The sequence below is a fragment of the Achromobacter xylosoxidans genome, assembly GCF_001457475.1.
Taxonomy (GTDB): Bacteria; Pseudomonadota; Gammaproteobacteria; order Burkholderiales; family Burkholderiaceae_B; genus Achromobacter; species Achromobacter xylosoxidans.
This window is the reverse complement of sequence record NZ_LN831029.1, coordinates 2,188,649-2,212,702: the sequence shown is the minus strand read 5'-3', so window position 1 is coordinate 2,212,702 and position 24,054 is coordinate 2,188,649. Positions and strand designations below refer to the sequence as shown.

Annotated in this window: 20 protein-coding genes, 1 tRNA gene and 1 pseudogene; 6 read left to right on the top strand and 16 right to left on the bottom strand. The window is 66.6% G+C overall.

The window, feature by feature from the left end; translation table 11 throughout:
- The first annotated feature begins 5 nt into the window (after positions 1 to 5).
- Entirely contained in the window at positions 6 to 1,319 is a 1,314-nt protein-coding gene (locus AT699_RS09990) for a YihY family inner membrane protein (protein WP_006387929.1), read from the top strand.
- 32 nt (positions 1,320 to 1,351) lie between these two features.
- Entirely contained in the window at positions 1,352 to 1,810 is a 459-nt protein-coding gene (locus tag AT699_RS09985; RefSeq protein WP_006387928.1) for a CBS domain-containing protein, read from the top strand.
- 121 nt (positions 1,811 to 1,931) lie between these two features.
- Here the strand turns inward: AT699_RS09985 and dusA are convergent, their stop codons facing one another.
- Complete coding sequence (gene dusA, locus AT699_RS09980) at positions 1,932 to 2,915, bottom strand: tRNA dihydrouridine(20/20a) synthase DusA (protein WP_006387927.1); 984 nt, start codon at positions 2,913 to 2,915, stop codon at positions 1,932 to 1,934.
- Positions 2,916 to 3,136: 221 nt separating this feature from the next.
- Here dusA and AT699_RS09975 point away from each other — a divergent pair, with 221 nt between their 5' ends.
- Positions 3,137 to 4,105, top strand: a complete 969-nt coding sequence (locus tag AT699_RS09975) for a homoserine kinase (RefSeq protein ID WP_024068369.1) — start codon at positions 3,137 to 3,139, stop codon at positions 4,103 to 4,105.
- Between the two features lie 64 nt (positions 4,106 to 4,169).
- The gene (locus tag AT699_RS32170) at positions 4,170 to 4,973 is read left to right on the top strand and encodes a BPSS1780 family membrane protein (RefSeq protein WP_006387925.1); all 804 of its coding nucleotides are present in this window, start codon (positions 4,170 to 4,172) and stop codon (positions 4,971 to 4,973) included.
- A gap of 6 nt (positions 4,974 to 4,979) precedes the next feature.
- On the opposite strand, the pseudogene AT699_RS32475 reads toward AT699_RS32170, so the two are convergent.
- The 10 genes and pseudogenes from AT699_RS32475 to AT699_RS09925 all read right to left on the bottom strand — a co-directional run.
- A pseudogene (locus AT699_RS32475) lies at positions 4,980 to 5,144 on the bottom strand (DUF192 domain-containing protein); the annotation flags it as partial.
- A gap of 65 nt (positions 5,145 to 5,209) precedes the next feature.
- Positions 5,210 to 6,181 (bottom strand): type II secretion system F family protein, encoded by a 972-nt coding sequence (locus AT699_RS09965; RefSeq protein WP_062794056.1) that lies wholly within the window; start codon positions 6,179 to 6,181, stop codon positions 5,210 to 5,212.
- Positions 6,182 to 6,194: 13 nt separating this feature from the next.
- The gene (locus AT699_RS09960; RefSeq protein WP_024068367.1) at positions 6,195 to 7,040 is read right to left on the bottom strand and encodes a type II secretion system F family protein; all 846 of its coding nucleotides are present in this window, start codon (positions 7,038 to 7,040) and stop codon (positions 6,195 to 6,197) included.
- Entirely contained in the window at positions 7,037 to 8,695 is a 1,659-nt protein-coding gene (locus AT699_RS09955; protein ID WP_006387922.1) for an ATPase, T2SS/T4P/T4SS family, read from the bottom strand. The genes AT699_RS09960 and AT699_RS09955 overlap by 4 nt, the downstream gene beginning before the upstream one ends.
- A gap of 4 nt (positions 8,696 to 8,699) precedes the next feature.
- Entirely contained in the window at positions 8,700 to 10,061 is a 1,362-nt protein-coding gene (locus AT699_RS09950) for a type II and III secretion system protein family protein (protein ID WP_006387921.1), read from the bottom strand.
- Positions 10,058 to 10,957 (bottom strand): Flp pilus assembly protein CpaB, encoded by a 900-nt coding sequence (gene cpaB / locus AT699_RS09945; RefSeq protein WP_223203305.1) that lies wholly within the window; start codon positions 10,955 to 10,957, stop codon positions 10,058 to 10,060. The genes AT699_RS09950 and cpaB overlap by 4 nt, the downstream gene beginning before the upstream one ends.
- A complete protein-coding gene (locus tag AT699_RS09940) occupies positions 10,897 to 11,649 on the bottom strand; it encodes a hypothetical protein (RefSeq protein WP_223203304.1) in 753 nt (250 codons plus the stop codon). The genes cpaB and AT699_RS09940 overlap by 61 nt, the downstream gene beginning before the upstream one ends.
- Positions 11,646 to 12,221, bottom strand: a complete 576-nt coding sequence (locus AT699_RS09935; RefSeq protein ID WP_145964676.1) for a pilus assembly protein — start codon at positions 12,219 to 12,221, stop codon at positions 11,646 to 11,648. The genes AT699_RS09940 and AT699_RS09935 overlap by 4 nt, the downstream gene beginning before the upstream one ends.
- 32 nt (positions 12,222 to 12,253) lie before the next feature.
- The gene (locus tag AT699_RS09930; RefSeq protein WP_024068363.1) at positions 12,254 to 13,618 is read right to left on the bottom strand and encodes a pilus assembly protein TadG-related protein; all 1,365 of its coding nucleotides are present in this window, start codon (positions 13,616 to 13,618) and stop codon (positions 12,254 to 12,256) included.
- Positions 13,615 to 13,845, bottom strand: a complete 231-nt coding sequence (locus AT699_RS09925; RefSeq protein WP_024068362.1) for a hypothetical protein — start codon at positions 13,843 to 13,845, stop codon at positions 13,615 to 13,617. The genes AT699_RS09930 and AT699_RS09925 overlap by 4 nt, the downstream gene beginning before the upstream one ends.
- A gap of 452 nt (positions 13,846 to 14,297) precedes the next feature.
- Here AT699_RS09925 and AT699_RS09920 point away from each other — a divergent pair, with 452 nt between their 5' ends.
- Both AT699_RS09920 and AT699_RS09915 read left to right on the top strand, forming a co-directional pair.
- Positions 14,298 to 15,476, top strand: a complete 1,179-nt coding sequence (locus AT699_RS09920; protein WP_058207278.1) for an acyltransferase family protein — start codon at positions 14,298 to 14,300, stop codon at positions 15,474 to 15,476.
- Between the two features lie 127 nt (positions 15,477 to 15,603).
- Positions 15,604 to 16,524, top strand: coding sequence for a glycosyltransferase family 9 protein (locus tag AT699_RS09915; protein WP_006387914.1), 921 nt, complete (start codon positions 15,604 to 15,606; stop codon positions 16,522 to 16,524).
- Positions 16,525 to 16,625: 101 nt separating this feature from the next.
- Here AT699_RS09915 and AT699_RS09910 read toward each other — a convergent pair whose 3' ends face one another.
- The 5 genes from AT699_RS09910 to rpsU form a co-directional block, all read right to left on the bottom strand.
- Complete coding sequence (locus AT699_RS09910) at positions 16,626 to 17,768, bottom strand: glycosyltransferase family 4 protein (RefSeq protein ID WP_006387913.1); 1,143 nt, start codon at positions 17,766 to 17,768, stop codon at positions 16,626 to 16,628.
- 762 nt (positions 17,769 to 18,530) lie between these two features.
- Positions 18,531 to 18,609 (bottom strand) — tRNA-Ile (locus AT699_RS09905).
- 7 nt (positions 18,610 to 18,616) lie between these two features.
- A complete protein-coding gene (rpoD, locus tag AT699_RS09900; protein ID WP_024068358.1) occupies positions 18,617 to 20,884 on the bottom strand; it encodes an RNA polymerase sigma factor RpoD in 2,268 nt (755 codons plus the stop codon).
- Positions 20,885 to 21,666: 782 nt separating this feature from the next.
- Positions 21,667 to 23,730 carry a DNA primase gene (gene dnaG, locus AT699_RS09895; RefSeq protein WP_058207277.1) on the bottom strand — a complete coding sequence of 688 codons (2,064 nt, stop codon included), beginning with the start codon at positions 23,728 to 23,730 and terminating at the stop codon, positions 21,667 to 21,669.
- A gap of 19 nt (positions 23,731 to 23,749) precedes the next feature.
- Positions 23,750 to 23,962 carry a 30S ribosomal protein S21 gene (gene rpsU, locus AT699_RS09890; protein ID WP_006218592.1) on the bottom strand — a complete coding sequence of 71 codons (213 nt, stop codon included), beginning with the start codon at positions 23,960 to 23,962 and terminating at the stop codon, positions 23,750 to 23,752.
- Between the last annotated feature and the right edge of the window lie 92 nt (positions 23,963 to 24,054).

The following is a 24,054-nucleotide window of genomic DNA, read 5'->3' as shown; positions in this document are numbered from 1 at the left end:
GCCTGATGAACCGCCCCGCCGAGCCTGCCGCCGCCGCGCCGGCGGCCACCCAGCCCCTGCCCCCGCGCGCATCGTGGGCCGCGCGGGTCGGACGCGCTTTTGTCTTCACCGCGCAGCGCGCCGACGAGGAAAAGCTGCTGCAGGTCGCGTCCAGCCTCACCTTCACCACGGTGCTGGCAATCGTGCCGATGCTGGCCGTGGTGCTGTCGCTGTTCACCGCGTTCCCCGTATTCCAGGAATTTCGGGTCGCGCTCGAGGACTTCCTGACCAATAGCCTGATGCCACCGTCCGTTTCGGACAACATCATGGACTACCTGAACCAGTTCGCCCGCCAGGCCTCGCGCCTGACCGCGATCGGCGGCGGCTTCCTGCTGGTCACGTCGCTGCTGCTGATCATGACCATCGACAAAGCCTTCAACGACATCTGGCATGTCACGCGGCAGCGCCCGCTGCCGCAGCGCGCCCTGGTCTACTGGGCGGTCATCACCCTGGGCCCGGTGGTGGCCGGCGCCAGCCTGTGGGCCACGTCGTTCGTGGCCCGCGAATCGCTGGGGTTGGTGCGCGACGTGCCCGAAGTGGTCAGCGTCGCCATCTCGTTCATTCCGCTGGTATTGACCGGCCTGGGCTTTGCCGCCCTGTTCGTGGTGGTGCCGAACCGGCAGGTGCTGTGGCGCGACGCGCTCATCGGCGGCTGCGTCACCGCGGTCGCGCTGGAGGTCATGAAATCGGCGTTCGCCTACTATCTGACGCGCTTCCCCACCTATACCGTCATCTACGGCGCCTTCGCCACGCTGCCGATCTTCCTTTTGTGGATCTACCTGTCCTGGCTGGCGGTGCTGCTGGGCGCCACCCTGGCGGCCAGCGCGCCGCTCATCCGGCTGGGCCGCTGGGAGTTCAACCGCTACCCCGGCGCCCCGTTCGTCGACGCACTCGATGTCCTGCGCGCGCTGCGCCGGGCGCAGTCCCTCACCCCGCCCGGCCTGCCCGCCAATGTGCTCGCCTCCCGCCTGAAACTGCACCAGGACGAACTGAACGACGTCCTTGAAACGCTCGGCGACATGGGCCTGGCCACCCGCAGCCCCGACCATCTCTGGGTGCTGACCTGCGATGCCCGCGAGACGTCGCTGGCGCCGGTGGTCGACCGTTTCCTGCTGGATCGCGGTCAACCCCGGGTGCGCAACGACGCCGAAATCCTGCGGGTCGCCGCGGCGGTGATTTCCCGGGAAAATGCGCCCGTGCTGGAAGAACTCTGCAGAGAAGCGCAAAATACCGGAAATGACGTCGCCCCGGTATTGCAGCTGGAAGCGAACAAGAAATAGCAATCAGGGCGTCATCCGCCCAGGAGAAACCGATGTTGAAGGTCAGCGAAATTCTGCGCGTCAAGGGAGACACGCTTTACACCGCATCGCCGGACATGCCCGTGTCCCAGGCCGTGCAAACCATGAGCGAGCAGGATATCGGCTCGCTCGTCATCATGGAATTCGGCACGCTGGTAGGCATGCTGACGTTCCGCGAGATCATCCGCCACATGCATGCGCACGGCGGCGCGGGCGAAACCACCATCCGTTCCATCATGGACGACGCGCCGGTCAGCGTATCGCCCAATACCAGCGCCGACGAAGTGCAGCGCCTGATGCTCGAAAAGCATGCGCGCTACATCCCCGTCATGGACGGCCCGACGCTGATGGGCGTGATTTCGTTCTACGACATGGCCCAGGCCATCGTGGCCGCACAGCAGTTCGAAAACAACATGCTCAAGGCCTATATCCGCGACTGGCCCGCGGAAAGCGCGGAATCGACCCAATCCTGAGCCATCGGCGATCGCCTGGCGGCGGCCTGGTCCGCCGGCCTGCACGGGATATGCGCAAAAACGCCCGGGCGGCCTCGCGGCCGTCCGGGCGTTTTTGCGTTCAAGCCGTTCCGATGGATGCTCAGGCGCTCGCGGGAGCGGCCGTCAACGAAGCGCCGTCGCGTTCGGGCGGCACATGCCGCTGGCTGCGCCAGGCGTCATAGATCAGCGCGGGGTCATTGGCGGCCAGCAGCGCCGGATCCGACAACATGCGGCGCCAGCGCCGCGCGCCCGACTGGCCGTTCACCAGTCCCAGCATCGGCCGGGTCATCACCCGCAGCGGCACGCCCTGCGCCACCTGGCGCGCGGCGTATTCCATCATCGCATCGACCACCTGGGCATCGCCGGGCAGGCGCACCGACGGCCACAATTGCAGTGACACTTCCGACAGCACCCGCGGCGTGTGCCAGGCCGCGCGGCCCAGCATGACGCCATCGAAGTCGGCCGCCGCGCGCACCGATTGCGCGGCATCGGCCAATCCGCCATTCAGCACGAACACGCAGTCCGGGAAATCCCGCTTGAGCTGGCTGACCACGTCATAGCGCAGCGGCGGGATCTCGCGGTTGTCCTTGGGCGACAGGCCCTTGAGGACCGCATTGCGCGCGTGGGCGATGAACACCCGGCAGCCGGTGTCGTAGATCTTGCCGACGAAGTCACGCACGAAGGCGTACGACTCGTCATAGTCCAGCCCCAGGCGATGCTTGACCGTCACCGGGATGTCGACCGCGTCCTGCATCGCCTTGATGCAATCGGCCACCAGGTCCGGCTCCGCCATCAGGCAGGCCCCGAATGCGCCCTTCTGCACCCGTTCCGACGGGCAGCCGCAGTTGAGGTTGATTTCGTCGTAACCCCATTGCTGTCCCAGCCTGGCCGACTGCGCCAGCGCGTCCGGTTCGCTGCCACCCAGCTGCAACGCGACAGGGTGCTCGGCTTCGTCGAAATCGAGATGGCGCGCCACGTTGCCATACAGCAGCGCGCCGGTGGTGATCATTTCGGTGTACAGACGCGCGCGCGGCGCCAGCAGCCGGTGGAAATAGCGGCAATGCCGGTCGGTCACGTCGATCATCGGGGCGACGCACAGCCGCCAGTCGGGGGAGTCCAAGAATCACTCAGCAAAACAAGGGGATGCGGTATTTTACGGTGCTTGGCGCGATTCTGCCGGGCGGGTCCCGCGGGCGGGCCGCCAGACCCTGCCGGCCATGTGGTCTAAAATTGCGCCGCCGCCACGTGCACGCATGTCCAGGCGTCCGTCACCCGCGTTCGTTAACCCCTATTTTCCTGACATCAATGGCCGTTTTCACCCCCGTATCCGATGACGACGCGCGCGCCCTGCTGGCGCATTTCGATCTGGGCGAGTTTGTCTCGCTACGAGGGATCACGGCGGGCATCGAAAACACCAATTACTTCCTGCATACCAGCCGTGGCGAGTACGTGCTGACGCTGTTCGAAGTGCTGACGCACGCGCAATTGCCGTTCTATATCGAGCTGATGTACCACCTGGCCAGCCGCGGCATTCCGGTGCCACAGCCGCAGACCCTGCGCGACGGCACCCGCCTGACCACGCTGCACGGCAAGCCTTGCGCCATTGTCTCGCGCCTGCCCGGCGGCTACGAGCCGGCGCCGGGCGCGGCCCATTGCGCCCTGGCCGGCGCCACGCTGGCCCGCGCCCATGTGGCGGCGTGCGACTTCCCGATCCAGCAGCCCAATCTGCGCGGTCTTTCCTGGTGGATCGAGACGGCGCCCAAGGTCCTGCCCTTCCTGGATCCTGGCCAGGCGCAGTTGCTGCAATCGGAACTGGCCGCCCAGCAGGCCGCCGCGGCCACCCCGTCCTGGCGGACGCTGCCCGCCGGCCCCGCCCATTGCGACCTGTTCCGCGACAACGTGCTGTTCGCCGGCACCTTCGAAGACCCGCTCATGGGCGGCATCATCGATTTCTATTTCGCGGGTTGCGACACCTGGCTGTTCGACGTCGCCGTCAGCGTCAACGACTGGTGCATCGAGCGCGATACCGGTGAATTCATCCCCGAGCTGGTCGAATCCTGGCTGGACGCCTACGCCCGCGTGCGGCCGTTCACCGACGCAGAGCGTGAAGCCTGGCCGCTGATGCTGCGCGCCGCCGCCCTGCGCTTCTGGCTATCGCGCCTGTACGATTTTTTCCTGCCGCGCCCGGCCCAGACGCTCAAGCCGCACGACCCCCGACATTTCGAAAGAGTGTTGCAGGCGCGCCACCGCCCGGGCCTGCCGGTATTGCCGTAATCGTTACGCCCCCCATAATTGGGGGTAGCACGTCCCTTATTGAGAGATCACCCCCAAGAGAGCCATGCAAGCAGCATTCCTACCCGCGTCTTCCGGCTGGCAATGGGTTCGAGACGGCTTCCGTCTGTTCCGCAAGCAACCCTTGGCCATGTACACCTGGGCGCTGGTCAACAGCCTTCTGGTGATTTTCGCCTTCGCCGCGCAGATCGTCGGCCCGATCCTGTTCATCGCGCTGATGCCGTCGGTCACCCTGATGAGCCTGGCTGCCTGCAAGCACGTCGAGGCGGATCGCGTCATGCTGCCTTCGATGTGGGCCAAGCCCTTGAAGCAGCCCGGGGTGCTTCGCAAATTGTTCCTGATGGGCCTGCTGTATGCCGCCGTGAGCCTGACGGCCGGACTGGCCACGTTCCTGCCGTTCTCGTCGGCGTTCGCCGAAGGCATGCGCATCGCCTCCATCGAGAACAGCATGGAACCCATCCTGATGGCGATGCGCGCGCCGCTCATCATTTTCACGATCGTCTATATCGTGATCGCGGCGCTGTTCTGGTATGCGCCGGTCCTGGTGGCCTGGCACGGCCTGCGACTGACCCAGGCGCTGTTTTTCTCGGGCATCGCTTGCTGGCGCAACAAATGGGCCTTCCTGGTCTACGCGGCCACGTGGGTCCTGATCGCGCTGTTCCTGGACCTGTGCTCGGGGCTGCTGATCGCCATCGGGCTTTCGCCGCAACTGGCCAGCACCCTGCAGATCCCATTCACGATCGCCGCGGCAGGCGTGTTCTATTGCAGCTTCTATCCGTCGTACACCTCCGTGTTCGGCATCAATGGTTCCAGCCCGAACCTCGACAACGGCCACGGCGCCCAGGCATGACGCTATCCGGCGGGGCGGCAACGCCCTGCGCACCTTCACCACGCGCCCGCCACGCGACACGAACGCCACGTCAATGGCGTGCCGCATACCGAAGGTGTGCACCGCCCGGCAAGGGCGCAGCAGGATCCCCGATCTCGGCCCTGGCGCTCGACGGCACAGCAACCCCCGCATCCGTCCCATCCAACCATTGACCCGCAGCAGCCTGAGCCGTGCCTGCGGCAAGCGTCGATGGTCGTTCATCCCAGCCCCCTGGACAGCTGGACCGCGATGGGAAACGCCAGCACCAGGAACGTGCAGGGAAAAATGCAGCCGATCAACGGCAAAAGCATCTTGACCGGAGCCTGCATCGCGAGCCGCTCGGCTCGCATGTGACGCTCGCTGCGGCATTGGGCTGCCTGCGCCCGCAGCAAAGGCCCCAGGCTGATCCCCAGCGCGTCCGCGTGCGCCAGGGCCGTGGCCCAACGATGAACCAGCGGGCTGCCGCAACGATCCGCCATGGCCTGGATGGCCGCCGCCCGGGGGACTCCGGCACGGACCTGCGCCAGCGCGCCGGCCAACGCGTCACGCAACGGTCCGGGTGGACCATTCGCGGCGGCCGCCTGCAACGCTGCATGCGCGCCGAGCCCCGCCTCGACGCACAGCGTCATCATGTCGAGCATGAACGGCAGGCCGCGTTCGATCCCACGGCGCCGTGCCACGCCCTGCGCCCGCAGCCATGCGAACGGCAGCAGCGCCGCCGTGAAAGCGACGGCCCCGCCCGCCATCGCCCAGGCCGGTCCGCTCGCCGCGGGCGGCATCGGCGTCCATGGCGTCTGCATCCACGGCGCCTGCATCCCTATGTCAGCCACCATGCCCGCCACCGGCTGCCGCAGCAACAGGTAAGCCACCCCCACCAACCCGACACCGCCGATCAATGCGGCGACGCTCAGGGCCAGGACATGCCCCTCCCTGACTTGCGGCGGCAATCCCGCCCGCATCAGCGCCCCGCTCAGCCAAGCGCGCCAGCGCCTCGGGCAGAACCGGTCCAACGCCGGCGCGACACCCGTGAGCCAGGGCCAGGCCAGACGCCACCACCACGGCACGGCACCGGGAACGGGAGCGAGGTCGGGATTCGGGCGGGGGCCACCCCGCATGGCAGGACGCAGGACACGCCATGTCCCCCAGCCCGCTCCCAGCCCCGCCGTGATCATTCCAAAATACAGCCACATGGCGCCTCCCGCTTCAAATATCGATCCGGACGATGCGCCGGATCAGCAGCACCCCCGCGGTCTCGAGTCCGCCCAGCACGGCCAGCACCGTCCACCCGGCAGGCGTGTGCCAGAGCGGCGTCATGATGTCCGGCTCGAGGCGATCCAGCGCGATCAGCAGCAGCACCGGCAACGCGCCCACGATCCAGGCCTGCATGCGCCCCTGCGCGGTCAAGGTCCGCAGCCTGGCCTGCAACTGCAGCCTGGCAAACAATGTCTGCGCGATGCTGTCGAGCGCTTCGGCCAGGTTGCCACCGGTCTGCGCGGCGGTGCGCATGGCCGCCACCATCAGGGTTGTGGATTCGGCCGTCATTCTCGTGTTCAGGCGCGCCAGGGCCTCGTCCCACGGCACGCCGAGCCGCTGTTCCCGCAGCATCAAGCCAAACTCCTGTGCCAGCGGCGCCCCGCCCTGCGCCACCACTTGCCGCAAAGCGGGCATCAAGGCGACACCTGCCCGCAAGGCCGACGCCAGCATCAGCAAGGCCATGGGCAATTGCTGTTCGAAGCGCCGCACCCGCCGACGTCGCAACAGGCCCGCCAGCATGGCCGGCGCCCGCAATGCCGCCACGCCCGTTCCAACGGCGGCCATGCCGCTCGCCGTGAGCGCGAAGGCCGACATTGCCGCCAGCAGCGCCAACGTCACCGCGCAGGCCCAGAGCCGGGAGGGTTCGACGAACAGGAACAGTTCCGTGAACCGCAGGCCCGCATCCCGCGTGTAGCGCTCGCGGTAGCGCCGCAAGGCTGGCGCCAGCCGGCGCGTCGCCCACCACGCCAATGTCGTGACGCAGATCATCGCTCCCGCCGCCGCCAGCCACATCATGGCGAGGCCGCCAGGCCATCCGAGGCCGTGCCGGCCTGTCCGGCCGCAAACCAGGCCATGTCCAAGCCCGCCCCCGCCTGCTGCCATTCCGGCGCAAAACTGGGTATCGTGCCGCAGCCGCTGAATCCGCCGGCGCGCTCGTGCCGGAATAGATCCTGCAGCTGAATCCGGCCGCTCTCCATGCCGGTGACTTCCGCGATCGAAAGCACCACCCGGCGTCCGTCGGGCTGGCGTGCCAGTTGCACGATGATGTCGATGCTCGCCGCGATCTGCTCACGCACCGCCGTCAATGGCAGATCCAGTCCCGCCATCAGGACCATCGATTCCAGGCGCGCCAGCGCGTCGCGCGACGAATTGGCGTGCAATGTGGTCAGGGAACCTTCGTGTCCGCTGTTCATGGCGGTCAGCATGTCGAACGCCTCTGCCCCGCGGCACTCACCCACCACGATCCGGTCCGGCCGCATCCGCAGGGCATTGCGAACCAATTCGCGGATATCGACGCGCCCCCGGCCCTCCTGGTTGGGAGGACGGGCTTCCAGGGCCACCAGATGCGCGTGATTCAAACGCAGCTCGGCGGCGTCCTCGATGGTGACGACGCGCTCACCCTCGGGGATCTCGTTGGACAGGACGTTCAACAGCGTGGTCTTGCCAGAACCCGTGCCTCCCGAGACCAGCAGGTTCTTGCGCAGCCGCACGCAACGGGCCAGGAACCGCGCCATGGCATCGCTGAGCGCTCCCGCGGCAAGCAGGGCCGGCATGTCCGGCCGGCTGCGCGGAAACTTGCGAATGGTCAGGCTGGCGCCCTTGAGCGCGACCGGAGGGATGACGGCATGCACCCGCGCCCCGTCGGGCAGCCGGGCATCCACCAGCGGCGAGCTTTCGTCTATGCGACGCCCCAGCGGCGTCACGATGCGCTCGATGACACGGCGCACGGACTGCTCGCCGGTAAACGCGGCCGCGTGACGCCAGAGCCGGCCCTCGCGCTCGACGTAGATCTCATCGTGCCGGTTGACCATGATCTCGGTGATGTCCGGCGCCGCCAGCAGCGGCTCCAGCGGCCCCAGCCCAACCGCCTCGTCCAGCACCTCACGGCACAAGGCTGCCCGGTCCACCCCTGGCGCCGACACATCCTCATCGGCCACGATCTGTGCCAGCAGGCGCGCGGCTTCGGCGCGCAGCGTGGCGTCGCTCATGCCCGACACATCGCGACGGCGCAGGTCCAGCGCTCCCAGCAAGGCGGCATGCAGCCGGCGACGCAGGTCGAGCGACGGCAGCGAGGATCGCGTCGAATCCGGGATCCGGGCCGGCATCGACGGCAAGGGCGCAGGCGGATGAATCCGGGCGAGCGCGTGGCCGCGCGCGTCCGCCTTCACGAATTGCACCCGCAGGCGGCACGGCCCGATCAGGATTTCATCCTGCGGCAGTACCGGCGCATGGTGCGCCACGCGCAAACCATTGACGAATACACCGCCCAGGGCGCCAAGGTCCTCGAGCACAACGGCCGAGGCCTCTTGCCGCAGCCGCGCGTGCTGCCGGCCCACCCGCCAGTTGGCGATACGCACGCCGCAATGGGCGCCGCGGCCGATCAGCGCCGGAGCCGCGGCCCTGATCTTGCGCGTGGCACCGTCGTCAAAGGTCATGTCGATTTCAAGCATGGTGCTACTCCTGATCGGCCAGGGCCGGTTCGCGGGCGGTGCCGGCCCATTGCGAGCCCTTCCCCCCATGGATATTCCACCCCGCCATCACGGGAACCTCCGTGCCCAATCGTGACGGTTCGGGAAAGGCAGCGCGGATCACGTCGCGTCCACGCCGTACGCGATCCGTCATGGCTGGCTCGTTGCGCGATACGATCCGGGGCGTAACGAAAATGGCCAGCTCGGTCTCGCGCAACTGATAGCGTCGCGAGGCAAACAGGGCGCCAAGGATCGGAATGTCTTTCAAGCCGGGCAGGCCGCTGCTGTCGTCGGCGCGTTCGCGAGACAGGAATCCGCCGATGACCAATGTGTCGCCGGAGCGGACATTGAACTCGGTCGAGGCGCGGCGGGTCCGCAGCGCCGGTCCGCTCGCGCCGGTCAACGCCATGTCCACCGAGCTGGCTTCGACCTCGATCAGCGAACGGATGACGCCATTGCGATCGATGCGGGGAGTGATCCGCAGGGACACGCCATAGGGCTTGAACAAGGTGGTGGGATTGCCGCGCGAATCGGTGGAGACGTAAGGCACTTCGCCCCCCGCCAGGAACGTCGCGCTGGCGCCGCTGCGCGCCAGCAGTTGCGGCTGTGCCAGCATGACGGCCTCGCCGCTTTGCGCCAACGCGGCGATACGTGCCGACAACAGCGCATTCACGCCGAAATAGCCCGCGACCGACGACACCGGCGCGGGCGTGTCGATCACCGCCTCACCCGGCCGCGCCATCCGGCCCAGGGAACCGGCATCCCACGCCAATCCGGCGTTGACGCCGCCTTGCGTCAGGCCTTCCCAGCGCACGCCGATCTCGCGCAATCTGGAGCGCGGCATTTCCACCACCTGCACATCCAGCTGCACCATGCTGTCCCACCCCACCCTGCCGGTGAAGTCCATGACCTCGGGGTAGTGTTCCGCCAACGCCGCGATACGGGCGTGGTCGTCATCGGAAAGGTCATCCCCCTCGACGACGACACGGCCACCGACCAGGGAGCTACGGGCCCCCGGGATGCGTGCCAGCAAGGCATCGACCTCGGCGCGCAGGCGCGTGACACCGGCCGCCGCGACATGCACGTCGTAGGCCTGCACGCCGCCATCGGCCCAGACCTGTATCGACGACACGCCCTCGGTGCGCGCAAAGACCACGACCTCGCGGCTGTCGGTGGCGATGGCACTGAGCACCTGGCTGTCGCCGATGGCCACGCGTGTCACTCCGGACTCCGCCAGCACGCGGCTCTCCCCCACCTGCATTTCGAGTGTCTGGCCTGCCGGCCAGGCCGATCTGGCGGCCAACCCAAGGCATAACGTGGCCAGGACCGCAAAGGATCTGATGTTCATGGATGCTCCGACTCAAAATCCGCCAAGACCGTGCCAGGCGCGCTTGCCGACAGACCTGGCCGGTCGCCATACAGGATGACCACGGCCGGTTCGCGGGGCGCTTCGGGAGCCAGTCCGATCAACGACGCCAGGTCGCGGGGCGGGTCCTCCGGAATCCTGGCCGTATCGGCGCGATTGCGCACCAAGCCGGTCAGCGTACCGGCCCGCCGCGCTGCGAGATATCGCATGGCCTGGTTCGGCGTGGCGGCCAGCGTGACCTGCGCCGGACCGGTGCCGCCGCTGGCATCGGGCACGGCCAGGACGCGCACGCCCTGCAATAGCGGCGCGGTCACCTCGCGGCCCCGATACGGGAACGAGACATAGATGTCGACGAGGTCCCCCACCCGCAACAGATCCGCCACGGTTCCCAGATCGGAGACCGGAACCTGCAAGGCCCGCTGGCCGGGATCGAGCCGTGCCGCCAGTGCCGGCGGCGAAGCGCTGTCGGCGCGAGCCAGGCACCCGCTCAGCACCGGATCTCCCTGGGCCAGAGCCACCCCCAGGCGGGTCCCCAGGACGCTGTCGCCATCGCGTGGCTCGATGCTGGCGGCCGGGGCCCACTGCGCCGGGATGTCGCGTATCGCCAGATGCGCTGGCGTCAGCTCGGTGCCGGCCGGCAAATCGCGCGCCGCCACCAATCGACTGACCATGGCCTCGCGGTGCTCGCCCGCCAAGGTATCGACCCGCTGCCGCACGTGTTCGCGAACCGCCCAGGCCGCCACCAACCCGGCGGCGAGGGCCAACAAGGGAACCGCCATCTTGCGCAAGGCGCGCAACCCCCATCCGAGCAAGCGCATCATGGTGTCGATCTCCGGATCCAGATGCCACTTCCCGATTCGAGCGGCACCAATAGCCATTGCAGCCGTTCCTGTCGGCGCTGCCATGACTGCCAGCCGCCGTCTCCCGGCCCCGCTTCGATATCGCGCCAGCCGTCGCGCGCCAGGCCACGCCGCAGCAACGGCGCCAGGCGCGACGGCGACAGCTGGTACTGCCAGATGGATTCGGACAACACGCGATCCGCTTGGGCAACGGCGAAATCCAGCCGGAGCCGCGCCCCGGATGGCAGCCATGCGGGCGGCGGGGATGCCGACGTGGCCAAGGCCGACAGCGACGACATGCTGCCAACGCTGCGACCCGCGGTGGGACTGGTGAGCCGCAGCACCCAATAGGCCTCGCCAACGCGGCCCGACAGGATGGCGAACCCGGGCATGATCCGCAGATCTTCCAGCGCCGGCTGTTGCCGCGACAGGGCCTGGATCAGCGTCGCAACGTCGACCGGGGCGTCAAATACCCACACCTGTACCGGCATGCCGTGCAACCACATGCGCTCGGCCACGGATTCGACCCGCGAGCCAGGAGGAAAACGCAGGTCCGCCAAGGACGCAGGCCCTGATGCGGACGGCAACGCGTCGGCCGGCGTCGTCGCCAGGGCCGTCGTCCCCAGCGCCAGGGCCAATGCAGCAAGGGCCGCCAACCCCGCCACGACGACCGTACGCGCGCCCCCACGGCGGACGCCGCGCCAAACGACGAAGTGGGCATGCGTGATCATTGGCCGGCCCCCGCGACGGGCAGCAGCCTGTCGGCCGGCACCACATCCGCCCATGCCGACAGCCAGTCCAGCGCAAGCGGCGCCCGGCGCCATGGTGCATCGGTAGCGGCAGCCACCGGCCCGGCCGCGCGCGCGACAGCCTGTGAGCGATCAGCAAACTGTCTCCATGTCGTCGTCGCCGCCGCGATGCGACGGCCCGCGTCCGCGTCATTGGACGCATGCCCGGCCCCCAAGGCAACGCTTGTGCGGCGCTGCAGTGTCATGACGCTCCAGGGACCTGCACCGGTCACAGCGCCGCGGGCCGTCGCGGACACCAGCCGCGCCTCTCCGCCGAGCCACTCCGCTTGCGGCAGGGTATGGTTGAAGCCATCCGCGCCGGAATGCAATGGGACATGTTCCAGCTGCACCCGGAATCCGGATTGACCGGGATTCGGCGCGCCTGCCGCACTCGCCATCGCGGTCATGCGACTGGCCTGGAGCAGCATTTGCGCGGAAAACTGCAGCCACCCCAACCAGCCGATTGCCAGGAGAACCAGGGCCAGCCCGGGCAGGACAAGCAGCGCTTCAGCCATGGCCTGGCCTTGCTGCCGGTGGCGAGCGCTCATCATGGCGCAGCCCTGGCCAGCAGCGCTTCCGCGGATGTCACGGGCGACAACCGCGCCTGCCAATACGGGCGAAACAACGTGGCCAGCTCGGTGTGCCCGTCAGCACGCGCCTGTGGCCGCGCGAAGAACGTCTCGGCGGCGCTCGTAACCGTCAATGCCGCATCGGCGCCAGGCAGGAGCAGACCGCCCAGGATCGCCGTCTTTGGCGCCGTGTTGCGGTCCAGCTTGACCGCCACCGCAAACCGCAGCGGCGCCGTCTGGCAGCAGTGGGCCAGCTCGTAGTAATCCGGCAAACCCTGGCCAGGCCAGCGCTGCCCCTGCGCCACCGCGTAGGAATTGGCCAGCGGCGTGCCCGTGCCGTCGTGCAGGTCCCATGTGGTGGACTGCCGTACCCAACGCCAGAAGTCCTGTGCAATGAAATCCGCCGGGGGATTCTCGACGTGCTCCAGGTCGGACGGAGCCCTGGAACCGTCGCCCAGCACCGCGCCCCAGCCCATCGCGTACTCGCGCAGATAGCATCCCGCCCAACGGTTGAAGCGCAGCGAATGGAACGACTGCGTATCCACCGCGCCCCAGCGTCCGTCCGCTCCCAACCAGGTCGCGCCCCGGCGGCGCAAGGTGTGGTGTCCTTGTGGGCAATGCGCGACAGCCGGCACGGCGTTGCGGCGCGTACCGTCGCGGCGCCCGACAAAGTCATAGCGCTGCACAGCCTGCTCGACAGCGGAACGCAAGCCAGCGTGGCCCATGGCATCGCGCCGCTCGAGGTATCCCGGCCAGCCATCGCTGAGCATGCGAATGGATGGCACGGGCGCCGTGGGATGGTTGTCTTGCAGCACAAGCCGCATGAGCCGCGCGCGCGTGGCCGGAAGATCGGCCACGGCCGAGGCCATGCCGACCGCAAGCACCTGGTGCACGACACGATCGTGTTCGGCATAGGCTTGCGCCAACCCCACGGCGGTGCCTGGCTCGGCGCGCGCCGCGCGATAGGCCGCCGCCACGTCGCGACCGAACAGCGTGGCGAGCAGCCGCACCGGCGGGTTGTTGCGACGGCGCTGCCCGGCAAGCGTGCGCGTGAAGGCCATCGATGCCTCCAGGGTCACCAGATGTGCCATCGCGACCTGGTGGGCGACCAGCGTGCGGTTTGCGTAGGCCAGCAGATTCAATCGGCGGGCTTGCGCAAGCGCGCCGCTATACGCAGCCGCGTCCGCCGCGTGCGTCAGGCGCATCCGCGCCTCGACCACGCGTCCCACGCCATGCAGCATTGCCAGCGACGCAACGGCCACGGCAAGCAGCAACAGGCCCGATACCAACGCCTGGCCGCGCTGTGCCTCGGACTTCAGGCGGCCTTTTGACCGAGCATTCATTTGCCGCCCACGGCATTGCCGGCGAAGGACTTGAGCGTGCGCGTTGAGACCTGGCCCGCCGCCTTTTTGACCGCCGCGGCCGCCGCACGGGTTTGCGCGCTGCCGTCTTCGCCCGCGAGTTCGCGCGCCATGGCCGCGGTCTGCGCCCGCACGACCTGACCAAAATGCTGATAGACCGCGATGGCGGCAATCGCCACCAGCGCCACGATCACGATGTATTCCGTCATGCCCTGCCCCGCCTGACGCTGCAAATATCCCGACACTGCCGTTCTCCGCTCGCGATGAATGAGGGTCACAGTGTCGAGGCTGCCGCAGAGCGCCACAATTCGCGGATACCGAGCTGGATCAAAACATCGCACCATCCGGCCGAGTCGACATCGGCCCAGGACAACGCCCAAAAAAATGTTGTAACCCCTTAATTTCCATCGGGTTTTCCCTATTGCCCAGGCCCCAGGGCGGCAGTAGATTGAAGTTGCCGGGCTGTCTGACACCCATCGCGTGCGAAGCCGGGCAGGAGCGCCTCAGACTCATCGCGAGCTGGGGCGCTCTTCCATTGCGCGGCCCGCAGACAGGAACCGGCGCGCCGGCGGCATTACAAAATCTATACACAGTCGCCCAATCCCCTCACAGGGCCATGGCTAGCATTGCGTCTTTCGTTGCCCGATTCGATTGACGACCTATGCTTGCCTACGCCCCACGGCCCAGGGCCTCGCGCCCCGTGCAGGGCGCCGCCGTCCGCAATCCCGCCATCGACGCCCTGCGTGGCCTGGCGATCCTGTGCGTCGTGCTGCTGCACGTGCAGATCCACATCCCGCAAGAACAGAGCCTGCTGGGAAAAGTGCTGCCGCCCGCCCTCTTCAACCTCGTCTTTCGCAGCGGCTACTACGGCGTCATCATTTTTTTCGTGATCTCGGGCTTTCTCATCACGCGCGCAGCCCTCGAGCGCTGGGGCAGCCTGGAAGCCGTCCCCTGGAAACCGTTCCTGCGACGCCGGATCGCCCGCATCTACCCCTGCCTGGCTTTGCTGGTATTGATACTGGCCGGCCTGCACTGGGCCGAGGTCCCCGGCTTCGTCGTCGACAACACCAGCCTCGCCCGGGCTGCGGCCAGCGCGCTGGCGCTGCATCTGAATTGGCTGGAAGCCCAGGTCGGCTACCTGCCCGCGGCCTGGAACGTGTTGTGGTCGCTGTCCATCGAAGAGGCGTTCTATCTGGCGTTTCCGCTGATCTGCATGCTGGCGCTGGCGGCGGGCCGGCGCGCACTGATCGTGGCGCTGCTGCTGTTCGTGGGGCTGGGTCCCTTCGCCCGGGCTGCCTTCAGCGCCAACGAAATCTGGGCCGACCACGCCTACCTGTCCGGCATGGACGGCATCGCCATCGGCTGCCTCGCGGCCTTGTACGCCGCCTGCCCCGCCCGCTGCGCGCGGCACGGCCGCAGGCTGCTGCTTGCCGGCACCGCGCTGTTCTCACTGGTGTTCCTGTTGCGCAAGACCACCCACATGCTGGGCCTGACGGGCCTGGGGCTGAACGTCACGCTGCTGGAGATCGGCGTGGCCTGCCTGCTGATAGGCTGGAGCCGTCCGCGGCGTGCGCCACGTCCCAACGCCATCGCCGCCGCGCTGCGCTGGGCCGGGCAAAACAGTTACGAGATCTACCTCACCCACATGTTCCCCGTGCTGCTGCTGGCGGCCGCATCGTGCCGCAATTCCGGCGGCGTCGTGTCGACCTGGTGGCGGGCGGGCGCGCTGACCGCGGCCAGCGTGCTGGCGATCCTGCTGTCGGCCATGCTGGGGGGATTGGTGGCGCGCTATTATTCGACGCCCATGCGCCACTGGCTGACCCGGCCCGCCCCACGATGAAGCGGCAGACGGCTGCTCTGTTCCACGCGGTGCGTCGGGCGCCGCTGGCACCCGTCCGGCAAGGCCACCGTGAAAAAGCATACGATCGGTTATCCTCCGCAGCAAAAACCACGAGGATGAATCGAACGTGAGCACCGCTCATTCCTTCCAGACCGGCAAACTGGCGTTGGTCCTGTCCAATCGGCTGGGTGATACGTTATATCAGATGACCCTGGCCAACAATCTGCGCAAGGCCGGCCGCGACCTCACCGTGTATGGCGTGCACGGCCACGCCTTGCGGGAATGGTTTCCCGACTTCGATATCCAGCCCCTACCCGCGGACATCGACGGCCTGGCGGGATACGACACCATCGTGCAAATGGACCCGGACAGCCCATTCGACGGCCTGACCCGAGTCTGCAGGCGTTTTCTCAGCACCAAGGAATGGGGCAAGATCCGGGCGGCGCCGCGCAGGCATGCCTCGCCCAACGGCATCCTGGATGAATTCCGCCGGTTCTCGGTCGACGCCTTCGGCCTGACCGAATGGAGCGACGACAACGGACTGCGCGCGCCCGCGCGCTTCAAGGCCCGCCTGCACGACAAACGCGTAATCCTGCACCCCACCTCGAGCGAAGCGGAACGCTGCTGGACGCCGGGAAAATACGTCCTGGTCGCCCGTCGCCTGCGCGCCATGGGCTATGAACCCACCTTCGTGCTGGCGCCCTCTGAACGCGCGTTCTGGCGCCCGCTGCTGGAGCAGGCCCATGCCGGCCTGGTGGAAGCGCCCTCCATCGACGGTGTCGCCGCGCAAGTCTACGAGTCGGGCTGGTTCATCGGCACCGATTCCGGGATCGGCCACCTGGCCTCCTGTTGCGGCCTGCCGACGGTGACCATCGTCGACCGTCCCCGCAATATGCCGCGCTGGCGGCCGGCCTGGGCCGACAACATCATCGTCAAGCCGTGGTGGCTGCCCCTGCGGACCCTGCGCCGCAAATATTGGCGCGAGGCCACCACGGTGGCCGCGGTGATGCGTTGCTTCGGACGCATGGTGCATCGCCAACGCCGCTGAGCGGGAAAACAAACAAACCGGTTGTCGACATGTCGGCAACCAGCCTGGCTCGGCAAGGCCGATTCCCGCCGCGCACGAGACTCCTGAACGTCGTTCTCGCGTCAGGCTGCCACCGCCCCGCTCCTGACCATCCTCGCCTCGTCCATCGCGGCCTCGTAAGCGCTCAACGTCTCGGCCATCTTCTGGGACAGTACCAGGTGACGGTCGGCGAACGCCCGCGCCTGCTCCGCAATGCGGGCGGCCTGCTCCGGATGCGACCAGATCCACGCCAGTCGTTCGGCAAAACCGGCGATGTCACCCACCGGCGCCAGCCAACCCGTGCTGCCAGGGTGAACGATCTCCGGCAATCCCCCGACCGCGCTGGCGACCACCGGACAACGCGCCGCATAGGCTTCCGGCACGACGCGGGACCAGGCCTCGTTGACGGACGGCACCAGCACCGCGTCGGCGGCATGGATGACACTGGCGATATCCTCGCGATGTCCGGCGAATGTCACGCACCCGCCGATTCCCAGTTCCGCCACCAGCTCTTGCAGTTTCTGGCCATACGCCATGGTGCCGCGTGTCGGCATGCCCACCACCAGGGCGTGCGCCGGCAACCCACGCTGGCGCAGCAGATGCACCACGCGCAGCAGGTCCTCCTGGCGTTTGTCCGGGCGCAGCATGCCGATGGTCGCGACGACGAACGCGGCCGGATCCAGCCCCAACTCGCGCCGGGCCGCCTGGCGCCGCTCCAGCTTGTCCGCGCCCACGAAAAAGCCATGGTCGGCCCATTCCCCAACGACACTGATACGGTCCTGCGCGGCAAAGCCCGCCGTGACGATATCCTGGGCGCCCCCCTGGCTGGTGGTGATGACGCGGTGGCAGCCCAGGCGCCATTCCAGCCGTCGCCGCCAGCAGGTGCCCAGAGGGCGGGCGAAGTGCCAGGTCCGTACCAGCGAGCACAGGTCGCGGCATAGCGCGGTCGCCTTGGCGTCCGACGTGCCGTGCGCATCGATGACCTGGATGCGCAGATCCTTGACGAGCCGGCGCAGCTTGAGCATGCCCGACCACGAATACGGCGAACGGAAGTTCATGCCGATGGTCGCCAATCCCCAACTGCGCGCAAGCTTCAGGGTTTCGCTTCCTGGCGGCGCGGCAATCGCCACGGCGTGGCCCTGCTCCCGCAGCCAGCGGGCCTGATCCAGGACGCGGAACTCCAAGCCACCCAGGTTCGAGCCAGAAAGCGTGTGCAGAATTTGCATGAAAATAAAAAGACCGGAAAGCGTGACGCAACTGGCGACGCCCGGTGGCAACTCCGCCCCCGGACCAGCCCGACTCGGTTGGCGCCCAGGCAGGGGCGGCATGAGCGGGATCTCGAATCCGCAGGTCGGCGCTTGGTAAGATGGCCGTCGCGCATCCTTGCGCGGCAGGCTATCGGGTCATCGAAACCAACTGAAACGCCATTTTGTGAAATTTAGCTATCGGTCAGGAATATAGACAGGCAAAAGGGGACAAATTAGGCGATGCCTTTAACTATTGTTAATTTCTTTGCTAATTTCGTAACATTCTGATTCCACTCCTCCCCTCCTGTCCAAGGTGGCGCCGCCGGCATGCGCTGGCACGAAAGGAGCAATACCCAGACAACAAGGGTTGGAACCAGAAGCCGAACGGCCTCTTGCGCCGCGCGGGCCTGTCGGCCGCAACAGCGCCGATGGCGGGAGAATTGAGGGGAAAGCCATAGGGGAATGACGACGGGCGCTCCACCCTCGCATTGCGCGAGGCATCGTCATCAGCGCTGTCCTACGTGCCGCCCATGCCGGCCCGGTCTGTGCCGACCGGGAATCAGCGCTCAGAAAATACAGGTCTTTTGCGTGCAGGTCTTTCGCGCGCCTTCGACCAGAAAAACCGCCACCCGACGATAAACCGATGCCATGCGGGCGCCTGTCGACATGGCGCGGTGGACCGCCGCTGCATCACGGAAAACAAAGCGGGCCTCGGATTGCTCCGAGACCCGCATTGTTCTTTGGTAGGCCCCCCGAGAGTCGAACTCGGCACCAACGGATTATGAGTCCGCTGCTCTAACCAGGCATGAGCTAGAGGCCCAGGAAACTTACTGCCCTTCCAGGAAGCTCTTCAGCTTGTCGGCCCGGCTCGGGTGACGCAGCTTGCGCAGCGCTTTGGCCTCTATTTGGCGGATGCGCTCACGCGTGACGTCGAACTGCTTGCCCACTTCTTCCAGGGTCTGGTCGGTGCTCATTTCGATACCGAAACGCATGCGCAGCACCTTGGCTTCCCGCGGGGTCAGAGAGTCTAGCACTTCCTTGACCACGTCGCGCATGGAACCATGCAGCGCCGCGTCCGAAGGCGCCAGGGTGGAGGTGTCCTCGATGAAATCGCCCAGGTGCGAATCGTCGTCGTCCCCGATCGGCGTTTCCATGGAGATCGGCTCCTTGGCGATCTTCAGGATCTTGCGGATCTTGTCCTCGGGCATGTCCATCTTCTGCGCCAGGGTCGCGGGATCCGGCTCGGCGCCGGTTTCCTGCAGGATCTGGCGGCTGATCCGGTTCATCTTGTTGATCGTTTCGATCATGTGGACCGGAATACGGATGGTGCGCGCCTGGTCGGCGATGGAACGCGTGATGGCCTGACGGATCCACCACGTCGCGTAGGTCGAGAACTTGTAGCCGCGACGGTACTCGAACTTGTCCACGGCCTTCATCAGGCCGATGTTGCCTTCCTGGATCAGGTCCAGGAACTGCAGGCCGCGGTTCGTGTACTTCTTGGCGATCGAGATCACCAGGCGCAGGTTGGCCTCGGTCATTTCGCGCTTGGCCTTGCGGGCCTTGGCTTCGCCGGTGGCCATGCGCTTGTTGACGTCCTTCAGGTCCTTGAGCGGCAGCACCACGCGGGTCTGCAGGTCGATCAGCTTCTGCTGCAGTTCCTGCACGGCGGGGATCTGGCGCTCCAGCGTTTCGGCGTACGGATGGCCGGCAGCCACTTCGTCGACGACCCACTGCAGGTTGGTTTCGTTGCCCGGGAACACCTTGATGAAATGCGTGCGCGGCATGCCGGCACGGTCCACACACGTGTGCAGGACGGCGCGTTCGAGCTGGCGCACTTCTTCCACCTGGTTGCGCAGCGTGTCGGCCAGCTTCTCGACCATCTTGGCGGTGAAGCGGATGCCCATCAGTTCGTTCTGGATCGACTCCTGCGCGCGCACGTAGATGTCCGACTTGTAGCCGTCCTTCTCGTACGACAGGCGCATCTTGTCGAACTGCTTGCCGACCTCGTCGAACTTGGCCAGCGCCTTCACGCGCAGGTCTTCCAGCTGCTTGCTGGACATGCCGCCGGCGGGGCCGTCGTCGCTCTCGTCTTCGTCGGCCGAGACACCGGCGCCCGCGTATTCCTCGCCGTCTTCCGGATCCACCAGGCCGTCGACCACTTCGTCGATCTGCGCCTGGCCTTCACGCACGCGCAGGACGTGGGCGAGGATCTCGTTGATGGTGGTCGGGCAGGCCGAGATGGCCATGACCATGTGCTTCAGGCCGTCTTCGATGCGCTTGGCGATTTCGATTTCGCCTTCGCGCGTCAGCAGTTCCACCGAGCCCATTTCGCGCATGTACATACGCACGGGGTCGGTAGTGCGGCCGAAATCCGAATCCACGGTGGTCAGCGCGGCTTCGGCTTCGTCTTCGACGTCGTCGTCGTTGGACGCGACCGGCGCGTTTTCGCTCATCAGCAACGTTTCGGCGTCGGGGGCCTGGTCGTAGACCGCGATACCCATGTCGCTGAACGTGCTGATGATGCCGTCGATGGCTTCGGCGTCGACCAGGTCGTCAGGCAGATGGTCGTTGATTTCGCCGTACGTCAGGTAGCCGCGGTCCTTGCCCAGCTTGATGAGCTGCTTGAGGCGGTTGCGGCGCGCTTCATATTCCTCGGCCGAGACGGGGCCGCGGGCGATCAGGTCCTTGGGATCGGCCTTGCCGCGCTTGCCGCCACGCTTGGGCGGCTTCAGGTCCGGCAGGACTTCGCCTTCGCCGTCCATGGTGTCGTCGAAACCGTCGGAATCGTTGTTGGCATTCTTGGCCGGGCGGCCCGGGCGGCGGCCGCTGGGGGCCGGGCGCGCGCTGCCGACCAGGTCGGCGAGCTTGTCCTCGGCCTTCTTGGCGCGGGCCTTGGTCACCTTCTCGGGCTTGTCCGCCGCCGCCGTCTTGGCGGCCGCCTTCTTGGCGGCCGTCTTCGCGGCAGGCTTGGCGACCTTCACCGCCGTCTTGGCGGGCGCTTTTTCCGCCGCCATGCTGACGACGCGCTTGGCCTTGGTGGCCAGCGTGTCGGTCGCATCAATTGCAGAGGAGGATTTGCCGGTGGATTTGGTCATAGTCGCTTCCGTGGTCGTCGCAACCCGTTCGGGCATGTTGCACCGCATGAAACCGCCGCCGGGCAAAGGCCCATCGCGGCATCCATGCGGGTAAAACTGGTGAATCGGCGGAAACCCTGCGGCTGCGTTGTTCGCAGCACCGGCTCTTGCGAGCCCGCCTGGCGTCATTGCGGTCCGTGACCGGCTGGGCGCCTGGCGTGCATGGCTTCATCCCGCGACGGACTTCGGGCATCGAGGGGGGCTGTCTGCCTATAAATAGGCGTTGCTTGCCTGGCGGGCCTTGCCCTTGGCAGCTGGATAGACACAGCACCCAAACCTCAGACGCGACGCGAAGATAACCGTCGCCGGACTGCGTGATTCACCACTCAGCTATAGTAATTAACTATGTAACAAATTTGACGCACTCATCCGCTTTTTTTCACGTATGGGCTGGGATTCCCGGCAATCCGGTACCGCCCCCGCCCATCCGCCAAAACTTCGGCCGATCCGCTCGTCAAACCTTAAAACTATTAGATTCAGGCGGCGCAAATAGATTCCGCGCGCCGCATTTTTCCTGCCGTCACTTCGCTTCCTGCGGCCACGCTGTAGTCGCCTCTCAGCTGACCGTATCAGTTGCCTGACTCAGTTGCCCGCCCCAGTTGCCTGACTCAGTTGCCCGACCCAGTTGCCTGCGTCACAGCTACCGCTACCGTCGCCAATTGCTTGCAGCCGCTTGCGCATCTGCTCTTGCCACAACCGCTTTTTCAACCTTTCGCGGCGGAAAACCCTTGATTTTACCGCATTTAGCGTATGCCGGCACCCTTGAGCACCAACATGCGGCTCGACAGTTCCAGGTAGCGCTTGCGCGCCTCTTCCGTCGCCAGGCCAGATGCCGCCAGCTTGGCCATTTCCGCCTTGGCCGAATCGAATTCGATCCGCCGCAGCGCGTCGTCCCACTCGGTCTGCGGGTCGGGCAGGTCCTCCTGGGACAGGATATCGACCCGCAACCCCTTGAGCACCGTCGCCAGATCGGAGTCGGGCTCGGCGGCTTCCAACAGGGCCCCGACATGGCGCGCCCCGCTGGATTGGGCCAGCATGATCAGGTCCCTTACCAATCCTAGATGGGGGCCGTGGTCGATGACTTCAAGCTGCTGGTCCCCCATCGAGTCCACCAGTTCGGGATGGGCCAGCAACAGGCTCAACAGACGCTTGGCCAATGACGGCATGGTGCGGCGCCCTTCGAAACCGCCAACGTCATCGCGCTTGCCCTTCCAGTTGCCCTTGCCGCCCTTCCAGTCACCCTTGCCCTTCCAGTCGCCTTTGCCCTTCCAATCGCCCTTGCCTTTCCAGTCCTGCTTGCCCGCGCCGGCATTCCAGCCGCCGCCCTGCTCCCCGCTTGGCGAGGAAAACTGGCCGTAGTCGACGTATTCGCCATCATCGGCCGGGATGTCGTGGAAGTCATGGCCGCCGAAGTCGTAACCGGCATCCGCGGGCGCGCCATCGTGCAATGCCGCGGCGGCACCCCCGCCCCCTTCGACAGGCGCCGGCTTGGCCGGCGCGCCGAACGGCTTGGCGGGTTGCTGCGCCAGCACCTGGGCCATTTCCTCGGGCGTCAGTTGCACCAGCTTGGCCATCTCGCGCTCGATCTGCACGCGCAAGGCGCATTCCGGAATCGACGCCAGCAGGGGCTTGGCCTCATGCAGGCAGCTGGCGCGGCCTTCGGCCTCGTCCATGTTGTGACGCGATGCGAGTTCGTCCAGCAGGAAACGCGACAGCGCCACCGCCTCGCCCAGGCAGGCGCGGAAGGCTTCGGCGCCCAGTTCGCGCACATACGAATCCGGGTCATGCTCGCTCGGCAGGAACAGGAAGCGGATGGCGATGTCGTCGCGCAACACCGGCAGGCATGCCTGCAAGGCGCGCCACGCGGCGCGGCGGCCCGCGCCGTCGCCGTCGAAACTGAAAATCACCTTGTCGCTGGTGCGCAGCAGCTTCTTGACGTGATCCGGCGTGGTCGCGGTACCCAGCGTGGCGACGGCGTTGGCGATACCTTGCTGCGCCAATCCGACCACGTCCATGTAGCCTTCGACCACGATGACCTGCCCTTCCTGCCGGATCGCCTGGCGGGCCTCCCACAAGCCGTACAGCTCCTGGCCCTTGGAAAACAGCGGGGTTTCCGGCGAATTCAGGTACTTGGGCTCGCCCTTGCCGATGATGCGGCCGCCAAAGCCGATCAGGCTGCCGCGCGCATTGCGGATCGGGAACATGATCCGTTCGCGGAAGCGGTCGTAGCGGCGGCCATCCTCGGATTCGATGACAAGCCCTGATTCCACCAGCGTGGGATCTTCGTAATTGGGAAAAACCTGCGACAGCCCGTGCCGGTCCGTGCCGGACCAGCCCAAGCCGAAATGCGCCGCGATCTCGCCGGTCAGGCCACGTTGCTTCAGATAACGGATCGCCGCGGGCGATGCGCGCAACTGCTTCAGGTAATGGGCCTGGGCGGCGTCCAGCACTTGCGTATGGCGGGACTCCTCGGCCTTGCGGCGCGCGGTTTCCTGCTGCTGGCGCGGACTGCGATTTTCTTCGGGGACCGTCATTCCCGCCGAAGCCGCGAGCGTGCGCACGGCTTCGGGGAAACTGGCGCCCGTGTGTTCCATCAGGAAGGTGATGGCGCTGCCGTGGGCTCCGCAACCGAAGCAGTGATAGAACTGCTTGGTGGGGCTGACAGTGAACGACGGACTTTTTTCGTTATGAAAGGGGCACAGGCCAAGCAGGTTGGCCCCACCCTTTCGCAACTGCACGTATCGCCCGACTACATCGACGACGTCGACCCGGGCGAGTAATTCCTGGATGAATGATTCTGGAATCAATAGATTCTGGAATCAGAAATCAATACAGGCGCGGGGGCAGTTGCTGGCTACGGATGCGCTTGTAGTGGCGCTTCACAGCGGCGGCGTGCTTGCGCTTGCGCTCGGCCGTGGGCTTCTCATAGAACTCGCGCGAACGCAGTTCGGTGAGCAAACCGGTCTTTTCGATGGTGCGCTTGAAGCGGCGCAGAGCGGCTTCAAACGGTTCGTTTTCCTTCAGTCGAACGATAGGCATAAAGTGATTGGCCTGCTTGTAGGGTAACAAAAGTTGATGACAAACCTGGCTTGCTTACCAGCAACGCCACGTGGTTCCGGACGGCGAACCGC